The organism is Arthrobacter sp. SLBN-53 (assembly GCF_006715585.1).
Lineage (GTDB): Bacteria > Actinomycetota > Actinomycetes > Mycobacteriales > Mycobacteriaceae > Mycobacterium > Mycobacterium neoaurum_A.
In genome coordinates, this window is record NZ_VFNN01000001.1 from 1,271,222 (window position 1) to 1,288,564 (window position 17,343).

Here is a 17,343-nt window from a genome sequence, read left to right on the forward strand (position 1 = left end):
CTATACAAAATCCCGATGGTGGTCCGGCTCGGAACCGCCGGTACTCAGGCCAGCGCGCGCAACTGCGGGAGCAATAACGTCAGCGCCCGGCCACGATGGGACGCGGCATCCTTCTCGGCGGCCGACAGCTGCGCCGCCGACCGCGAGGATTCTGCGGGCACGAAGATCGGGTCATATCCGAAGCCGCCGTCACCACGCGGCTCCCGGGCGATGGTGCCCACCCATTCACCGCGCACCACGGTCTCCCCTGCCTCGGACACGAGCGCACAGGCCGAGACGAAGGCGGCCCCGCGCCGGTCGTCGGGCACATCGCGCAGCTGTCCCAGCAGCAGCTCGAGGTTGGCACGGTCATCACCGTGTGCACCGGCCCACCGCGCCGACAACACCCCGGGCATACCGTTGAGTGCCTCGACGGCCAGCCCGGAATCGTCGGCGACCGAGGGCAACCCGGTCGCGGCAAACGCATCGCGGGCCTTGGCCAGCGCGTTGTCCTCGAAGGTGGCACCGGTCTCGGGTGCCTCGTCGAACTCGGGGACCTCGGACAGCGACACCAACTCCACGCCGTCGATCCCGGCCGTGTCGAGGACCCGGCGCAGCTCGGCCAGTTTCTTGGCGTTGCGCGAGGCAACCAGTAACCGGGTCAGCTTCCGAACACCTTCTTGGACGGACCGCTGGGCTCGGGCAGCACGCCGGGATAGGGCAACTCCAGTGCCGCCCGCTGGATGGCGAACAGCTCCTCGCAACCGGCGAGCGCCACATCCAGCATCTTGTCCAGCGTCGAGCGCGGGAAGGTGGCCCCCTCACCGGTGCCCTGGATCTCCACCAGGGTGCCGGTGTCGGTGGCGACGACGTTCATGTCGACCTCGGCGCGGGAATCCTCGGTGTAGGGCAGGTCCAACCGGACCCGGCCGTCGACGACACCGACCGACACCGCGGCGATGGCACAGGACAGTGGGCGCGGATCCGACAACTTGTCGGCCGCGGCCAGGTAGGTCACGGCATCGGAGAGCGCGACATAGGCGCCGGTGATCGCGGCGGTGCGGGTACCACCGTCGGCCTGCAGCACATCGCAGTCGATGGCGATGGTGTTCTCACCGAGCGCGCCGAGGTCGATACACGCCCGCAGCGACCGGCCGACGAGCCTGCTGATCTCCTGCGTGCGACCGCCGACCTTGCCCTTGACCGACTCGCGGCCCGAGCGCTCATGGGTGGCCGCCGGCAGCATCGCGTACTCCGCGGTCAGCCAGCCCTGCCCGGAGCCCTTGCGCCAGCGCGGGACTCCCTCGGTCACCGAGGCCGTGCACATGACGCGGGTCTGGCCGAATTCGACCAATACCGAGCCCGCCGGATGGGAGGTGAAACCGCGGGTGATGACCACTGGCCTCAGCTCGTCGTCAAGCCGGCCGTCTTCTCGTCTGGACACCGTGCAACCCTAACGCGGCAGCCCGACGGGGAGCGACGGGGAGCTCAGTGGCGGGTCACGTCGATGACTTCGCCGCACACCACCGCATGGACCGGGCCGTCGAACTCGGCCTTGGCCTCGCTGATGACATCCTCGCGAGACGTCCAGGGCGGGATGTGGGTCAGCAGCAGTTTCCCGACGCCCGCACGCGCCGCGATCTGACCGGCCTCGGTGCCCGACAGGTGCAGATTGGGTGGCCGCTCGGGGGAATGGGTCCAGGATGCCTCGCACAGGAACACGTCGACTCCTCGCGCCAGCTCGACCACCGCATCGCAGATGCCGGTATCGCCGCTGTAGGCGAAGGTGACGCCGTCGCGATCGGTGAAGCGCATGCCGTAGGACTCGGTGGGGTGACACACCAGCCGCGGTTCGACCGTCAGGGCTCCGAGCCGCACCGCTTGACCGTCGACCCAGGGCTGGACGTCGAAAATATCGGAGACATCATCGATCTCGCCGCCCTCGGGCGAGGATGCCGCGCCGAGCCGCTCCCAGGTATGCGAAGGACCGAACAACATGGCCCGCCCCTTGGGCGGGGACGGGTGGTACCGGCGCCACACGAAAAGGCCGGGCAGATCCAGGCAGTGATCGGCGTGCAGATGCGACAGCAGGACGTTCACCGAGCCGGGGTCGGCGTACCGCTGCAGCGCGCCGAGCACCCCGCCGCCGAAGTCCAGGACCATCGGCGCGGTGTCGGGCTCGGTCAGCAGATATCCGGACGCGGGCGAATCGGGGCCGACAACACTGCCGGAACAACCCAGTACGGTGATTCGCACAGCACTAGCTTGCCACGTCGGTCAGCGGCACGACGAAAGCATGACCGCATTCAGCGACAAGATTCATTTTGTGTCCGCACCGTGATGCACAACATGGCCCGCGGGCCGACTCAGGAACGCAGCGAGGCCGGGCCGGTGCGCGTGGTGCGGGCCTTGCGCTCCGGGCCGGACAGCACGTAGGCCGCGATCAGCCCGGCGATCGCGCCGGACAGATGTCCCTGCCAGGACACCCCCGGCGCACCGGGCAGCACTCCGAACAGAATGCCTCCGTACACCAGCGCGACGATCACCCCGACGACGATCTCCCAGGCCTTGCGACTGAAGAATCCGAACACGATCAGAAACGTCAGCCAGCCGAAGATCAGCCCGGACGCGCCGATGTGATTTGTCGTGCACTGCACGCCCACATACGGGCAGTGCGCGCCGATATTGCCGATCAGCCAGGTGCCGAACCCGCCGAGCAGCCAGATGATGGCGGTAGCCCCGAGGAACCGCCCCATGCCTGCCAGCGTCATCAGGAACCCGAGCACCAGGGCGGGCACGGTGTTGGCGATCAGATGGGGCCACCCGCCGTGCAGCAGCGGCGCCCACAGGATGCCCCACAGCCCGTCGGTCTGCAGTGGGCGAATCCCGTCCTGGTCGAGGCGATGGCCCAGAACGGTGTCGATGATCTCCATGACGTACAGCAGCGCCACGAAACCGACGACCGTGACGCCGCCGACCACCCAGGCCGGCCGATTCTTCGGTGCTCGGGTGTCGGGGAGATTCATGCCCACTCGCTCATGCCCAGAGTTGCCCTTCCAATGCGTCTTCCGCATCGTCCAGGCTACCGGCGTAGGCACCGGTGGACAGATACTTCCACCCGGCATCACAGATGGTGAAGGCGATGTCGGCGCGCTCGCCGGCCTTGATGGCCTTGGCACCCATACCGAGCGCGGCATGCAGGATGGCGCCCGAGGAGATACCTGCGAAGATGCCCTCCACCTGGACCAGCTCACGGGTGCGCTTGACCGCGTCGAAGGCGCCCACCGAGTAGCGGGTGGTCAGGATCTCCGGGTCGTACAACTCGGGGACGAAACCCTCGTCGATGTTGCGCAGCGCGTAGACACCTTCGCCGTAGCGGGGTTCGGCGGCCACGATCTGCACCCCGGGCACCTGTTCACGCAGGAAACGGCCGGTGCCCATCAGGGTTCCGGTGGTGCCCAGTCCACCGACGAAATGGGTGATCTCGGGCAGGTCGGCAAGCAACTCCGGGCCGGTGGTCTCGTAGTGTGCGGCAGCATTGGCCGGGTTGCCGTACTGATAGAGCATCACCCACGAGGGATTCTGCGCGGCAAGCTCTTTGGCGTGCGCGACGGCGGTGTTCGAACCGCCCTCGGCGGGTGAGTAGATGATCTTCGCACCGTAGAGCTCGAGCAGTTGGCGGCGCTCGATCGAGGTGTTCTCCGGCATCACGCAGATCATCCGGTAACCCTTGAGCAACGCCGCCATGGCCAGGGAGATACCGGTGTTGCCGCTGGTGGGTTCCAGCAGCGTGTCCCCCGGCGTGATCAGGCCGTCGCGTTCGGCCTGCTCGATCATCCGCAACGCGGGTCGATCCTTGATCGACCCGGTGGGATTGCGGTCCTCCAGCTTGGCCCACAGCCGCACATGCGGCCCGTCGGCGCCGTCTTCCCACCGTGGCGACAGCCGCTGCAAGCCGACCAGCGGGGTGTTCCCGAGGGCCTGCAGCAGCGAGTCGTAACGCACGCCTAGCCGCCCGCGACGGCGGGCAGGATCGTCACCGAATCACCGTCACCGATCGCGGTGTCCAATCCACCGGAGAACCGGACGTCCTCGTCGTTGACATAGATGTTGACGAAGCGGTGCAGCTTGCCCGCGTTGTCCGAGTCGATCAGACGGTCGGATATGCCGGGATAGTTGGACTCCAGATCGGCGATGACAGCCTGCAGGGTTTCGCCGTCGGCTTGGACGCGCTTCTCCCCACCGGTGTGGGTACGCAGGATGGTCGGGATGGACACGGTTACGGACACGGTGGCCTCTCTCAGGATTCGTAGTTCTCGACGATGCTGACTGGTTCTTCGGTGACGACGCCGTCGAGGATGCGATAGCTGCGCAGTTCGTGCGCCTCCGGGTCGCGGGTGGACACCAGCACGTAGTGGGCGTCCGGTTCGGAGGCGAAGGAGATGTCGGTACGGCTCGGGTAGGCCTCGGTAGCGGTGTGCGAGTGGTAGATGACCACCGGGACCTCGTCGTTGTCATCCATCTGGCGCCACACCTTCAGCTGCTCCGTGGAGTCGAACCGGTAGAAGGTCGGGGACCGCTCGGCGTTGACCATCGGGATGAAACGCTGCGGGCGGTCCGAACCCTCCGGTCCAGCGATCACGCCGCAGGCCTCGTCGGGATGGTCGGCGCGCGCGTGGGCCACCATGGCGTCCACCAGGTCGGCGCGGATCACCAGCACGTCAGGACTCCGTCTCTTTTGCAGATGCGAACGCTCCGGGCAACAGACCGCGGTAGGTCGGTATTCCGGCGACCGATTCGGCGGCCAGCACGCCGACGAGGACGGCACGGGCCAGGCAGTCGGCCGCGGCGGCCCCCAACGCGGTCACCAGCGCGGTCTCCGGCGACATCGCGGCGGGCACCTTCTCCGAGGGCGGCACCTGCACCGAGCCGGTGGCCAGCGCAAACACGGTGTCGCCGTCGACCGGGGTGTGGGCCGGCCTGATGGCGTGCGCCAGTCCGTCCTGGGCGGCGATCGCCAGCCGCCGGCAGCCCGCGGGGCTCAGCTCGGCATCGGTGGCCACGACGGCGATGGTCGTGTTCAACGGGCTGCTCTTGGTGTTCAAGGCCGCGAACTCGGCGATCTGTTCTTCCGGCGGGGCGCTCAGGCCGAACTGCGCGGTCAGATCGGACATCCACGGCAGCCCGGTCGCCGGATCGATGACGTTGCCGCCGGAGTTGACGGCGACGATGGCTCCGACGGTCACGCCCAGTTCCGGCAGCCTGATCGAGGCGGTGCCCAGTCCACCCTTGAGCACGCCGGCGCGCGCACCGGCACCGGCGCCGACATTGCCGACCGCGACCCGGTCGCCGGAGTCGGCCGCGGATTTCACGGCGGCGTAACCGAATTCGGCGGTGGGCCGGCATCCCCAGCCGCCGACCGGCAGGTCGAAGATGACCGCGCCGGGGACGATCGGCACCACACCGCCGTCCATCGCGACACCGCGACCCTGCTCCTCCAGCCAGGTCATCACGCCGTCCGCGGCGGCCAGCCCGTAGGCGCTCCCGCCGGTGAGTACCACCGCATCGACGTGACGCACGCTGTTGGCCGGGTCGAGCAGATCGGTCTCGCGGCTCCCCGGTGCGCCGCCGCGGCAGTCGACCGCGCCGACGGTGCCCTCCGGTGCCAGCACGACGGTGCTGCCCGCGGCCCAGCCCGACCCGAGGGTGACATCGTCGTCGATGCGGTGGTGATGCCCGACGCGGATTCCCGCGATATCGGTGATGGCGCCGAACCCGGTCATCGGGTCTGCCCCATGAGACCGAGCACCAGGTACTCCTGCAACACGGTCAGCCACTGGTAGACGTCCAGGTGTCCGGCCATCGGGTGCCCAACCGGCAACTGATCCAATCCGCCGGGGCCGATCTCGAGCATCGAACCCAGCGCCAACCGCACATCGTTGACCGCCGACGCCCACGCCTGCGCATCGTCCTCGGACAGCTCGAACTTGCCGCCACCGTCGGGCAGTGTCTCCAGGAGGCGTTGTGCGGCTTGCCGTTTCGCGTCGATGATGGTCGGCTCGTGCAGGCTGCGCAGCGCGCTGTTGAGGCTGTCGGCCGCCGAAGAGCCCGCCGGGTGCTCGGTGCGGGCCCGGTAGAAGTCGGGCAACAGCCGTTTCATCGTCTCGTCCTCGGGCGGCGCCGAGTGGCCGGTCTTGATTCCGGTCAGTTCGCTGAGTTCGTCGGTCGGAGCGGCGGATTCACGGTCGTCGAGCATCCCGGTGAGCGAGGAGACCAGATTACGCAGCAGATCTGCTTCGTGCGCGGCCAGCGATGACCGGAATCGCGGGCCGTCGGCGCCCTCGAGGCGTTTCCATTTGCGCACCGGTCAGCGGTCCTGCTGCATGGTCGCCCACAGGCCCGCCGAGTGCAGCTTGGTCACGTCGACCTCCATCGATTCCCGGCTGCCGGAGGACACCACGGCCTTGCCCTCGGTGTGCACCTGCATCATCAACTTGGTGGCGTGCGGCTCGGAGTAGCCGAACAGCTTCTGGAACACATAGGTCACATACGACATCAGGTTCACCGGGTCGTCCCACACGATCGTCACCCAGGGGCTGTCGGTCGCATCGCGACTCTCGGTGGCCTCGTCCTCACGGGTACCCGGCCGAGTCCGCGCTGGGGTAACCATGCCCGACAGACTACCGGGGTGGCACTTCCCGCCCGAATCCGAACCGGACCGATACGGTTGGGGACGTGAACGACCCCGTGAGCACCGCGCTGCTGACCGACAAGTACGAGCTGACCATGCTCGCCGCGGCACTGCGCGACGGGTCGGCGCACCGCCGCTGCACGTTCGAGGTGTTTGCCCGGCGGCTGCCCGACGGCCGCCGTTACGGGGTGGTGGCCGGCACCGGACGCTTCGTGGATGCGCTGGCGCACTTCACCTTCGATGCGGAGACACTGGCCGGTGTCGCCGACTTCCTCGACGAGCAGACCCGCGAGTTCCTGGCCGGCTTCCGGTTCGGCGGCGATATCGACGGATATCCCGAGGGCGAGTTGTACTTCCCGAACTCGCCGGTGCTCTCGGTGCGGGGCAGCTTCGCCGAGTGCGTCATCCTGGAAACACTCGCGCTGTCGGTGCTCAACCACGATTGCGCGATCGCCTCGGCCGCTGCCCGGATGGTCTCGGCGGCGGCCGGCCGCCAGCTGATCGAGATGGGATCGCGGCGCACCCACGAGCAGGCCGCCGTCGCTGCGGCACGGGCGGCGTGGATCGCCGGCTTCGACGGCAGCTCCAACCTGGCAGCCCAGCAGCGCTACGGCGTACCCGCGCTGGGCACCAGCGCCCACGCTTTCACGCTGCTGCACACCGGGCCGGACGGCACCGCCGACCGCGCCGCACAGGACGCATCGGAGCGCATCGCATTCGCCGCGCAGGTCGACGCCCTCGGCGTGGGCACGACCTTGTTGGTGGACACCTATGACATCACCGCAGGCGTGGCGAATGCCATCGCCGTCGCCGGGACCGAACTGGGGGCGGTGCGCATCGACTCCGGCGACCTCGGTGTGGTCGCCGGCCAGGTCCGTCGTCAGCTCGACGAGCTGGGTGCCCGCAACACCCGCATCGTGGTGTCCGGTGACCTCGACGAGTTCGCCATCGCGGCACTGCGCGCCGAGCCGGTCGACAGCTACGGCGTCGGGACCTCGCTGGTCACCGGCTCCGGCGCACCCACCGCGGGCATGGTCTACAAGCTGGTCGAGGTCGACGGCATCCCGGTGCAGAAGCGCAGCGCGCAGAAGGGGTCCCAGGGCGGGGCCAAGGAGTCGCTGCGGGTGGCCAAACCGTCGGGGACCATCACCGAAGAGCTCGTCTTCCCGGCCGGTCACCGACCCGCCATCGAAACCGGGCTGACCGCGCGGCCGCTGAGCATCCCGCTGGTACGCGCCGGTGAGCCGGTCGGCACGCCCGATCTCGGCGCGGCGCGCACCCTGATGTCCGACGGGCTCACCAGTCTGCCCTGGGACGGGCTGAAGCTCTCGCGGGGTGAACCCGCCATCGCCACCCGCGTGGTTCCCGCCAGGTGACCGCAACCACCACCGTCACCGATCTGCTGGCCGCCGCGGTCGACGCGCTCGGCGGCACCCAGCGCGCCGGTCAGGTCGAGATGGCCCAGGCCGTCAGCGAAGCCTTCGAAACCGGTAAGCACCTCGCCGTCCAGGCGGGCACCGGGACAGGTAAATCACTGGCCTATCTGGTGCCCGCCATCGCCCGAGCGGTGTCCGCGGGCGCGCCCGTGGTGGTCTCGACCGCGACCATCGCGCTGCAGCGTCAGCTCGTCGACCGTGACCTGCCACGGCTGGCCGATGCCCTGGCGCCGCGCCTGCCCCGCAAGCCGACCTTCGCACTGCTCAAAGGCCGGGGAAATTACCTGTGCCTGAACAAGATCCACAACAGCTCCGCTTCCGAGGGTGAGGAACTGCCCCAAGAGGAACTGTTCGACGCGGTCGCCGCGACAGCGCTGGGCCGCGATGTGCAGCGGCTGACGGCCTGGGCGTCGGACACCGAGACCGGGGACCGCGACGAACTGTCCCCCGGTGTGCCGGACCGGTCCTGGAGTCAGGTCAGCGTGTCGGCCCGCGAATGTATCGGGGTATCGCGCTGCCCGTACAGCGCCGACTGTTACTCGGAGAAGGCGCGGGCCAAGGCCGGTACCGCCGACATCGTGGTCACCAACCACGCCCTGCTGGCCATCGACGCCATCGCCGACGCCTCGGTGCTGCCCGAGCACGAGATGCTGGTCGTCGACGAGGCCCACGAACTGGCCGACCGGGTGACCGGTGTGGCGACCGGTGAGCTGTCTGCCACGGCGTTGGGCGCCGCCCAGCGCCGGATCGGGCGGCTGGTCGCCGATGAGCTCGTCGAGCGTTTCGAGGCGGCCGGGGCGAATCTGGCTTCGATGATCCACGACGCCGAACCCGGGCGCATCGATCACCTCGACGACGAACTGGCCACCTATCTGACCGCACTGCGCGACGCGGCATTCGTGATCCGCTCGGCGATCGACACCACCCCGTCGGACCCACAGGCCGCCGCGGCCCGCACCGAGGCCGTCACCGCGGTCACCGAGATCGGCGATATCGCCGCGCGGATGCTGGATTCGTTCGGTCCCGCCATCCCCGACCGGTTCGATGTGGTGTGGCTGGATCACGAGGAGAACAGCAGGGTCGCCACGGGTAAGCGTGCGGTGCTGCGGGTGGCCCCGCTGTCGGTCTCGGGTCTGTTGCGCACCAGGCTGTTTGCCCGCGCCACCGCGGTACTGACGTCGGCGACCCTGACCCTAGGCGGCAGCTTCGACGGGATGGCGGCCGCCTGGGGCCTCTCCGGCGGCGACCCGCCCAGCCGATGGCGCGGGCTCGACGTCGGCTCGCCGTTCGATCACGCAAAGTCCGGAATCCTCTACGTGGCAAAACATCTGCCACCACCTGGCCGCGACGGCACCGGATCGGCGACGCAACTCGACGAGATCGAAGCGCTCATCACCGCGGCCGGCGGCCGCACGCTCGGGCTGTTCTCGTCGATGCGCGCGGCCAAGGCCACCGCCGAGGTGATGGCCGAGCGGCTGTCCACCCCGGTGCTGTGCCAGGGCCAGGACACCACAGCGGCGTTGGTCAAACAGTTCGCCGATGACGAACAGACCTCGCTGTTCGGCACGCTGTCGCTGTGGCAGGGTGTCGACGTCCCCGGCCCGACCCTCTCGCTGGTGCTGATCGACCGGATCCCCTTCCCCCGGCCCGACGATCCGCTGCTGACCGCCCGGCAGCGTGCGATCGGCGCCCGCGGCGGCAACGGATTCATGGCGGTGGCCGCCAGCCACGCCGCGTTGCTGTTGTCCCAGGGGGCGGGCCGATTGTTGCGCCGGATCGACGATCGCGGTGTGGTCGCGATTCTGGACTCCCGGATGGCGACCGCCCGCTACGGTGGATTCCTGCGGGCCTCGCTGCCACCGTTCTGGGCCACCACCGACCCGGAACGGGTGAAGGCCGCGCTGATTCGCCTGCGCAACGGCTGATTGTCACTATTCTGCTAGCCAGAAACGTGCCCCGCCCGGGCGCACCGGAAAGGCGGGCTGATGCATTTCGCGATGACGGCGACAGGACGCAGGGTCCTGCGATGGGTCCCGGCCGCGGCACTGACGCTGGGCACGGCACTGATCGTCAGCGCATGCTCCGAACCGGTGCAGGGCAGTGCGGTGTCGGTGTTCGCCGACCCGTTCCGGGTGGCGGGGATGCCTGCCACCGACGGACCCACCGGGTTGCGCGATGACGCCGCCGAACCCACCCGCCAGGTCAACAACACCGACGGCGGTGACATCGACATGCTCGCCGCCAGTTCGATCAGCGATATCGAGCAGTTCTGGGCACAGACCTACGGCGAGACGTTCGACGGCGAGTTCACCCCGGTGTCCGAGATCCTCTCCTGGGATTCAGACGGTTTCGACGGCGCGTTCTGCGGCGAGGACACCTACAACCTCGTCAATGCCGCGTATTGCGACGACGATCGCACCATCGGCTGGGACCGCGGGGTTCTGTTGCCCGCACTGCGCAGTGCCAACGGCGATATGGCCGTCACGATGGTGTTGGCCCACGAGTACGGGCACGCGATCCAGGCCCAGGCGGGCATCGTCGCCGACGACACCCCGACGCTGGTCTCCGAACAGCAGGCCGATTGTCTTGCCGGCGTGTACATGCGGTGGGTCGCCGAGGACAACTCGCCTCGTTTCACACTGTCCACCGGCGACGGCCTGAACAGCCTGATGAGCACGATGATCGGCTTCCGCGATCCGCTGATGACCATCGACGATTCCGATGCCGGTGAGGACGAACACGGTTCGGCGTTCGAGCGGGTCTCGGCATTCCAGTTCGGATTCACCGACGGTGCCGGTTCCTGCGCGGCGATGGATCCGGCCGAGATCAAGCAACGCCGGGGCGACCTTCCGGTTCTGCTCCCCGAAGATCAATCCGGCGAGCTGCAGATCACCGCCGATTCGGTGCGTTCCGTCTTCGACGCGATGAACATCCTGTTCGATCCCGCCGAGCATCCGACCCTCACCTTCGATCGGCCCGATTGCCCGGATGCCGACTCCGATGCGCCGGCGACCTTCTGCCCGGCGACCAACACCATCTCCGTGGATCTGCCCGCCATGGAGGTGTTGGGCGCCCAGTCCGAAGATGAGGACGCCGGGCTGGCCACCGGCGACAACACCGCGTACTCGGTGCTGATCTCGCGGTACATGCAGTCGGTTCAGCAGCAGCACGGTGGGGTGGCGCTGAACACCGCGCAGGCGGCGTTGCGCACCGCCTGCCTGACCGGGGTCGCGACGGCCAAACTCGTCAAGGAGGTCAACACCCCCGACGGCGACACGATTGCGCTCACCGCGGGCGATGTCGACGAGGCGGTATCGGGAATCCTGCTGAACGGACTGGTCGCCAGCGATGTCAACGGTGAGTCGGTGCCCTCCGGGTTCTCCCGTATCGACGCGTTCCGGGTCGGGGTGCTCGGCGATACCGAACGCTGTTTCAAGCGATTCGCCTAGACCTGCCGGCGCGTAACGGGTCTGGGCGCCGCGGGTGTGCCGATCAGCTCAGCGGGATCCGCAACACGCTGCCCTGCTCGAGGGCCACCCACAGGGCGGTTCCGGCGGGTCCACGGTCCTCGATCGCCAGGCCGTGCGGTTCACTGCCCGCAGGCAGGTCGATGGTTTCGTACTCACCGTCGGCATCGACCCGCGCGATCTGGTCGGCGCCCCACAGGCTGACCCACACTCCGCCGGACGGGTCGGCGACCACCGCATGGGGTTTACCGGGCAGGTCGAGTTCCTGGATCGCCTCGCCCGTCGGGATCCGGCCGATCTTGTCGGCCAGGATCTCGGTGAACCACACCGCGTCGTCATGGGTGGCGGTGATACCGACCGGACCGGCGGCGCGGGTGGGCAGTTCGCGGACGGTGAGCTCACCCGCAAGGTCGAGCCTGCCGACGGCGCTGCGTTGATTCATGGTGAACCACAACGCGCCGTCGGGCCCGGCGGTGATCATCGCCGGCATCCCGCCCACCGGATGCTCGTCGATCCGCCCGTCGACGGGATCGAGCCTGCCGATCGTGCCGGCCGTCATCGTGGTGAACCACAGCGCCCGGTCGGGTCCGACACACAGCCCGAAAGGCGCACTGCCCGAGCCGAGTTCGACGGCGCTCTGCGACCCGTCCGTCGCGATCCGGCCGATCCGGTCATCACCACCGCGGGTGAACCACACCGCTCCGTCGGGCCCGGCCACGATGATCTGGGGCCTGCTGTCGGGCGCGATGTCGAACACGGTGAGCTCACCATCGGAGGTGACTCTGGCGATCTGGCCGGTGTGGGCACACGTCACCCACATCTCCCCGTCCGGTCCCGCCGCCAACGCATACGGCCCACCGGCGACCGCGACCTCAAGGATCTTGCTCATGCCAGCGTGACGAGTCCCAGTTCGTTGGCCCCGGCCAGTAACCGGTGCTGCGGCAGCACCCGCACCGTGTAGCCGACCGGCCCGGCCACCGGCAGCGGCGTGGTGGTCGAGAAGACCTGCCGGCCGCCGTCGGCACCGCCGGTGTGCACCATCGCAACGGTGACCGGGTCACGCAGGTTGTCGCTGCCGTCGACACGCCCCAGAACCGCCTGCACCGCAACCTCGTTCGGCTGAAGACCGGCCAGGTCCACGGTGGCGGTCAGGGTCAGTTCGCTGCCGAGCAGCGGGGTGTCGGGCAACCCATAGCTGTCGACATCGGTGATCTGGATATGCGGCCACTGCTGCTGTACCCGGGTGCGGTAGGCGGCCAGCTGCCGGGCCGCCCCGAAGGGCACGTCCTCGCTATCGGGTTCCAGGGTGGCACGCAGTGATTTCGCCGCGGGCGCATAGTACTTCTCGGTGTAATCACGCACCATCCGGGAAGCCAGCACCTTGGGCCCGAGCGCCTGCAGGGTGTGGCGCACCATCTCGACCCAGCGCACCGGCACACCGTGCTGGTCGCGTTCGTAGAACCGCGGCGTCACCGAACTCTCCAGCAGGTCGTAGAGGGCGCCTGCCTCGATATCGTCGCGGCGGGTCTCATCGGCCAGTCCGTCCGCGGTGGGGATCTCCCAGCCGTTCTCGCCGTCGTACCACTCGTCCCACCACCCGTCGCGGACGGACAGGTTCAGCCCGCCGTTGAGCGCACTCTTCATGCCGGACGTGCCGCAGGCCTCCAGCGGGCGCAGCGGATTGTTCAGCCACACATCGCAACCCCAGTACAGCAGCCGGGCCATCGACATGTCGTAGTCGGGCAGGAACGCGATCCGGTGGCGTACCTCGTGCCGGTCGGCGAAGCGCACGATCTGTTGGATCAACGACTTGCCGCCGTCATCGGCGGGGTGGGATTTGCCCGCGACGATCAGCTGGACGGGTCGGTCGGCGTCGAGCAGCAACCGTTCCAGGCGCTGCGGATCGCGCAGCATCAGGGTCAGCCGCTTGTAGGTGGGCACCCGTCGGGCGAATCCGACGGTCAGCACCTCCGGATCGAATGCCGAAGCGATCCAACCCAGTTCGGCCTCCGACGCGCCGCGCTCCAGCCACGATCGGCGCAGCCGGGCCCGAACGTCGTCGATCAACTGCGAGCGCAACTGCGAACGGATCCACCACAGGTGTCCGGGATCCACCTGCTGTAGCCGCTGCCAGGTTTCGGCCTCGCTGAGCGACCCCAGGTCCTCCCCGATGAGTTCGCGCGCCAGGTCCACCCACTGCGGCGCCGCCCACGTCGGCGCATGGACACCGTTGGTGATGGAGCCGATCGGCACCTCGGCCGGGTCGAACCCGGGCCACAACCCGCTGAACATCTCCCGGCTGACCTCGCCGTGCAACAGGGAGACGCCATTGGCGCGCTGAGCCAACCGCAGGCCCATGTGGGCCATGTTGAACTTCTCCGGATCCTCCTCGGCGCCGAAGGCGATCACCCGCTCCAGCGGAACACCGGGAAGCAACCGCGAGTTCAGGTCCACCCCGCCGAAGTAGCGGCGCACCATCTCCACCGGGAACCGGTCGATACCGGCCGGGACGGGCGTGTGGGTGGTGAACACCGTGGAGGACCGCACCACCGTCAGCGCGGTGTCGAAGTCCAGCCCCGCCTCGATCAATTCCCTGATGCGCTCGACCCCGAGGAATCCGGCATGCCCCTCGTTCATGTGGAACACCTCGGGCGCCGGCAGCCCCTCCACCTCGGTGTAGGCCCGGATCGCGCGGACGCCGCCGATACCGGCGAGCAATTCCTGTTTGATCCGATGTTCCTGATCACCGCCGTACAGGCGGTCGGTGACCCCCCGCAGATCATGCTCGTTCTCGCCGATATCGGAATCGAGCAGCAGCAGCGGTACCCGGCCCACCTGGGCGATGAGCACCTGTGCGTACAACCGGGCGCCGTCGGGCATCGCCAGGTCGATCAGCACCGGCTGCCCGGCGTGGTCGGTCAGCAGCCGCAGCGGCAGGCCTTGGGGGTCCAGCGACGGATAGTTCTCGTGCTGCCAGCCATCGGCGGTCAGCGATTGCCGGAAGTACCCGGACCGGTAGTACAAGCCGACCGCGATCAGCGGAAGGCCCAGGTCCGATGCGGACTTGAGATGGTCGCCGGCCAGGATGCCCAGGCCGCCGGAATAGTTGGGCAGCACCTCGGCGACGCCGAACTCCATCGAGAAATAGGCGATCCCGTTGGGGAACTCCCGACCGTCGGCGAGCTGATTCTGGTACCACATCGGCTGGCTCAGGTAGTTGTCCAGATCGTCGGCGCAAGCGTCCACCTGTCGGGTGAAATCCTCCTCGGCGGCCAGCTCGTCCAGCCGCTGCGGGTTGACCTCTCCGAGCAGTGCCACCGGGTCGGCGCCGACCCGCTCCCACAGAGCCGGGTCGATCTCGGCGAACAACTTCTGCGTCGGCGTGTGCCAGGACCATCTCAAGTTGACCGACAACCGCTCCAGTGCCGAAAGCCGCTGCGGAAGGTGGGCTCGGACGGTGAATCGTCTCAGGGCTTTCACGTCGATTCACCTTACTGACAATCGGCCCGGTGGCAGGCAGCTTGGCCGTGCGCTGGGTCTCGACCGTACGGCCCGGAGTTTCGCCATCACGCGCAGCGATGTGTTCCTGACACTAGGTTGGGTACCCAGGAGTCGGTAACGAGCACGTCGAGTCAGATAGCGGATCGAGACGGATCGCGGTCACCGAGACGGTCGGCGGCGATCAGTGAGGAGTTGGTGGGTGACCGGTCGGATCGAGATCGACGATGTCGCGCCCGTACTGTCCGGTGGCCGATTCCCCGCGAAGGCGGTGGTCGGAGAGGTGGTGCCGATCAAGGCGACCGTCTGGCGCGAGGGACACGATGCGGTGGCCGCGACACTGGTGGTGCGTTATCACGGCACGGCATATCCGCGATTGGTCGACGATCCACCCGGCACCGCTGCGGAGCCGCCCGCGCCGGTGACACCACCGCGGATCAAGCCGTTGATGCTGCCGATGACCCCCGGCCGAACGCCCGATGTGCTGCACGGCCAGTTCACCCCCGACCAGGTCGGGATGTGGACCTTCCGCGTCGACGGCTGGGGAGATCCCGTCGCGACGTGGCGCAAGGGCATCATCGCCAAGCTCGACGCGGGTCAGGGCGAAGCGGAGCTCTCCAATGATCTGATCATCGGCGCCCAACTGCTGGAACGCGCCGCCGCGGGAATGCCGCGTGAGCACCGTCAGCCGCTGTTCGATGCCGCCGGTGCGCTGCGCCAGCCGGGTGATCCGTTCGTCCGGGCCGGAGCGGCCCTCTCCCCCGGCATCGCGGATCTGCTGCATCGTTTTCCGCTGCGCGAGCTACTGACCCGCGGTCAGCAATACGGCATCTGGGTGGACCGGCCACTGGCCCGGTTCGGCGCCTGGTACGAGTTGTTCCCGCGGTCCACCGGCGGCTGGGACGACGCGGGCAGGCCGGTGCACGGCACGTTCGCCACCGCCGCCAGGGAGTTGCCGCGGGTGGCCGGGATGGGATTCGACGTCGTCTACCTCCCGCCGATCCACCCTATCGGCGCAGTGCACCGCAAGGGCCGCAACAACACCGTCACCGCAACCGAGGGTGATGTCGGTTCGCCGTGGGCGATCGGCAGCAGCGAGGGCGGTCACGACGCCGTGCACCCCGACCTGGGCAGCATCTCCGATTTCGACGAGTTCGTCGGCGCAGCAAGGGATCAGGGCCTGGAGGTGGCGCTGGACCTGGCGCTGCAGTGCGCACCTGATCACCCGTGGGCCCAGGCTCATCCGGAATGGTTCACGGTCTTGCCCGACGGCACCATCGCCTACGCCGAGAACCCGCCCAAGAAGTACCAGGACATCTACCCGCTGAACTTCGACAACGACCCGGCCGGGTTGTACGCCGAGGTGCTGCGGGTGGTCCGCTACTGGGTGTCCCACGGCGTGAAGATCTTCCGTGTGGACAACCCGCACACCAAGCCACCGAACTTCTGGGCCTGGTTGATCGGCAAGGTCAAGAACGACGATCCCGACGTCTTGTTCCTCGCCGAGGCCTTCACCCGGCCCGCGCGATTGTTCGGTCTTGCCAAATTGGGCTTTACACAGTCCTATTCGTACTTCACCTGGCGGACTGCCAAGTGGGAGCTGGTCGAGTACGGCCAGGAGATCGCCGAGTACGCCGATGTCGCGCGGCCCAACCTGTTCGTCAACACCCCCGACATCCTGCATGAGAGCCTGCAGCACGGCGGGCCGGGCATGTTCGCCATCCGCGCGGTGCTGGCCTCGACGTTCAGTTCGGTGTGGGGGGTCTACTCGGGCTACGAGCTCTACGAACACCAAGCGGTCCGCGAGGGCAGCGAGGAGTACCTGGACTCGGAGAAGTACGAGCTGCGGCCCCGCGACTACGGGGCGGCGCTGGCCTCCGGTAACTCGCTTGAGCCGTTCCTGGCCCGGCTCAACGAGATCCGTCGGCTGCATCCGGCGCTACAGCAGTTGCGGACCATCACGTTCCACCATGTCGACAACGACGCGCTGCTGGCCTACAGCAAGTTCGATCCGGTGACCGGTGACTGCGTCTTGGTGGTCGTGACCCTCAACCCGTTCGGGCCGGAGGCCGGCACCGTGTGGTTAGACATGGCCGCGCTGGGTATGGAGGCCTACGACCGGTTCTGGGTACGCGACGAGATCACCGGCGAGGAGTACCACTGGGGACAGAGCAACTATGTCCGCCTGGAACCCGGCCGCGCCGTCGCGCACGTGCTGAACATGCCGTTGATACCGCAGGACGCCCGACTGAACCTGCTGCGTAGGGAGTGA

16 protein-coding genes are annotated in these 17,343 nt (G+C 68.2%); 4 read left to right on the plus strand and 12 right to left on the minus strand.

Features of this window, described 5'->3' with window-relative positions; all coding sequences use genetic code 11:
* Positions 1–44: 44 nt before the first annotated feature.
* From rdgB to clpS, 10 genes are all read right to left on the minus strand, one after another.
* On the minus strand, positions 45–644 hold the full coding sequence (gene rdgB, locus FBY28_RS06040) for an RdgB/HAM1 family non-canonical purine NTP pyrophosphatase (protein WP_141870077.1): 600 nt from the start codon (positions 642–644) through the stop codon (positions 45–47).
* On the minus strand, positions 641–1,423 hold the full coding sequence (rph, locus tag FBY28_RS06045) for a ribonuclease PH (RefSeq protein WP_023986087.1): 783 nt from the start codon (positions 1,421–1,423) through the stop codon (positions 641–643). The genes rdgB and rph overlap by 4 nt, the downstream gene beginning before the upstream one ends.
* A gap of 44 nt (positions 1,424–1,467) precedes the next feature.
* Positions 1,468–2,235 (minus strand): cyclic nucleotide-degrading phosphodiesterase, encoded by a 768-nt coding sequence (locus FBY28_RS06050; RefSeq protein WP_030137276.1) that lies wholly within the window; start codon positions 2,233–2,235, stop codon positions 1,468–1,470.
* Between the two features lie 110 nt (positions 2,236–2,345).
* A complete protein-coding gene (locus tag FBY28_RS06055) occupies positions 2,346–3,005 on the minus strand; it encodes a rhomboid family intramembrane serine protease (RefSeq protein WP_141865122.1) in 660 nt (219 codons plus the stop codon).
* A gap of 10 nt (positions 3,006–3,015) precedes the next feature.
* Positions 3,016–3,984, minus strand: coding sequence for a cysteine synthase (locus FBY28_RS06060; protein WP_141865124.1), 969 nt, complete (start codon positions 3,982–3,984; stop codon positions 3,016–3,018).
* A 2-nt stretch (positions 3,985–3,986) separates the two neighbouring features.
* Complete coding sequence (locus tag FBY28_RS06065) at positions 3,987–4,268, minus strand: MoaD/ThiS family protein (protein WP_141865126.1); 282 nt, start codon at positions 4,266–4,268, stop codon at positions 3,987–3,989.
* 11 nt (positions 4,269–4,279) lie between these two features.
* Entirely contained in the window at positions 4,280–4,699 is a 420-nt protein-coding gene (locus FBY28_RS06070) for a M67 family metallopeptidase (RefSeq protein ID WP_141865128.1), read from the minus strand.
* 1 nt (position 4,700) lies between these two features.
* Positions 4,701–5,762, minus strand: coding sequence for a P1 family peptidase (locus FBY28_RS06075; protein ID WP_141865130.1), 1,062 nt, complete (start codon positions 5,760–5,762; stop codon positions 4,701–4,703).
* Positions 5,759–6,343, minus strand: a complete 585-nt coding sequence (gene aosR, locus FBY28_RS06080) for an oxidative stress transcriptional regulator AosR (protein ID WP_141865132.1) — start codon at positions 6,341–6,343, stop codon at positions 5,759–5,761. Before aosR ends, FBY28_RS06075 begins: the two co-directional genes overlap by 4 nt.
* Positions 6,344–6,346: 3 nt before the next feature.
* The gene (clpS, locus tag FBY28_RS06085; RefSeq protein ID WP_023986089.1) at positions 6,347–6,649 is read right to left on the minus strand and encodes an ATP-dependent Clp protease adapter ClpS; all 303 of its coding nucleotides are present in this window, start codon (positions 6,647–6,649) and stop codon (positions 6,347–6,349) included.
* 65 nt (positions 6,650–6,714) lie between these two features.
* Here clpS and FBY28_RS06090 point away from each other — a divergent pair, with 65 nt between their 5' ends.
* The 3 genes from FBY28_RS06090 (at position 6,715) to FBY28_RS06100 (ending at position 11,555) form a co-directional block, all read left to right on the plus strand.
* Positions 6,715–8,046, plus strand: a complete 1,332-nt coding sequence (locus FBY28_RS06090; RefSeq protein ID WP_286177793.1) for a nicotinate phosphoribosyltransferase — start codon at positions 6,715–6,717, stop codon at positions 8,044–8,046.
* Positions 8,043–10,031, plus strand: coding sequence for an ATP-dependent DNA helicase (locus FBY28_RS06095; protein WP_141865134.1), 1,989 nt, complete (start codon positions 8,043–8,045; stop codon positions 10,029–10,031). The genes FBY28_RS06090 and FBY28_RS06095 overlap by 4 nt, the downstream gene beginning before the upstream one ends.
* Positions 10,032–10,103: 72 nt before the next feature.
* Positions 10,104–11,555 (plus strand): neutral zinc metallopeptidase, encoded by a 1,452-nt coding sequence (locus FBY28_RS06100; RefSeq protein WP_216847528.1) that lies wholly within the window; start codon positions 10,104–10,106, stop codon positions 11,553–11,555.
* Between the two features lie 43 nt (positions 11,556–11,598).
* Here FBY28_RS06100 and FBY28_RS06105 read toward each other — a convergent pair whose 3' ends face one another.
* Both FBY28_RS06105 and FBY28_RS06110 read right to left on the minus strand, forming a co-directional pair.
* Entirely contained in the window at positions 11,599–12,462 is an 864-nt protein-coding gene (locus tag FBY28_RS06105) for a Vgb family protein (RefSeq protein WP_141865138.1), read from the minus strand.
* Positions 12,459–15,053 (minus strand): glycosyltransferase family 1 protein, encoded by a 2,595-nt coding sequence (locus tag FBY28_RS06110; RefSeq protein WP_141865140.1) that lies wholly within the window; start codon positions 15,051–15,053, stop codon positions 12,459–12,461. The genes FBY28_RS06105 and FBY28_RS06110 overlap by 4 nt, the downstream gene beginning before the upstream one ends.
* A 220-nt stretch (positions 15,054–15,273) precedes the next feature.
* Here FBY28_RS06110 and FBY28_RS06115 point away from each other — a divergent pair, with 220 nt between their 5' ends.
* Entirely contained in the window at positions 15,274–17,343 is a 2,070-nt protein-coding gene (locus FBY28_RS06115) for an alpha-1,4-glucan--maltose-1-phosphate maltosyltransferase (RefSeq protein ID WP_141865141.1), read from the plus strand.

Coding starts and splice junctions, on each gene's coding strand:
- FBY28_RS06055 (WP_141865122.1), bottom strand. CDS start 3,005: ATGAATCTCCCCGACACCCGAGCACCGAAGAATCGGCCGGCCTGGGTG.
- FBY28_RS06075 (WP_141865130.1), bottom strand. CDS start 5,762: ATGACCGGGTTCGGCGCCATCACCGATATCGCGGGAATCCGCGTCGGG.
- clpS (WP_023986089.1), bottom strand. CDS start 6,649: ATGGTTACCCCAGCGCGGACTCGGCCGGGTACCCGTGAGGACGAGGCC.
- FBY28_RS06100 (WP_216847528.1), top strand. CDS start 10,104: ATGACGGCGACAGGACGCAGGGTCCTGCGATGGGTCCCGGCCGCGGCA.
- FBY28_RS06105 (WP_141865138.1), bottom strand. CDS start 12,462: ATGAGCAAGATCCTTGAGGTCGCGGTCGCCGGTGGGCCGTATGCGTTG.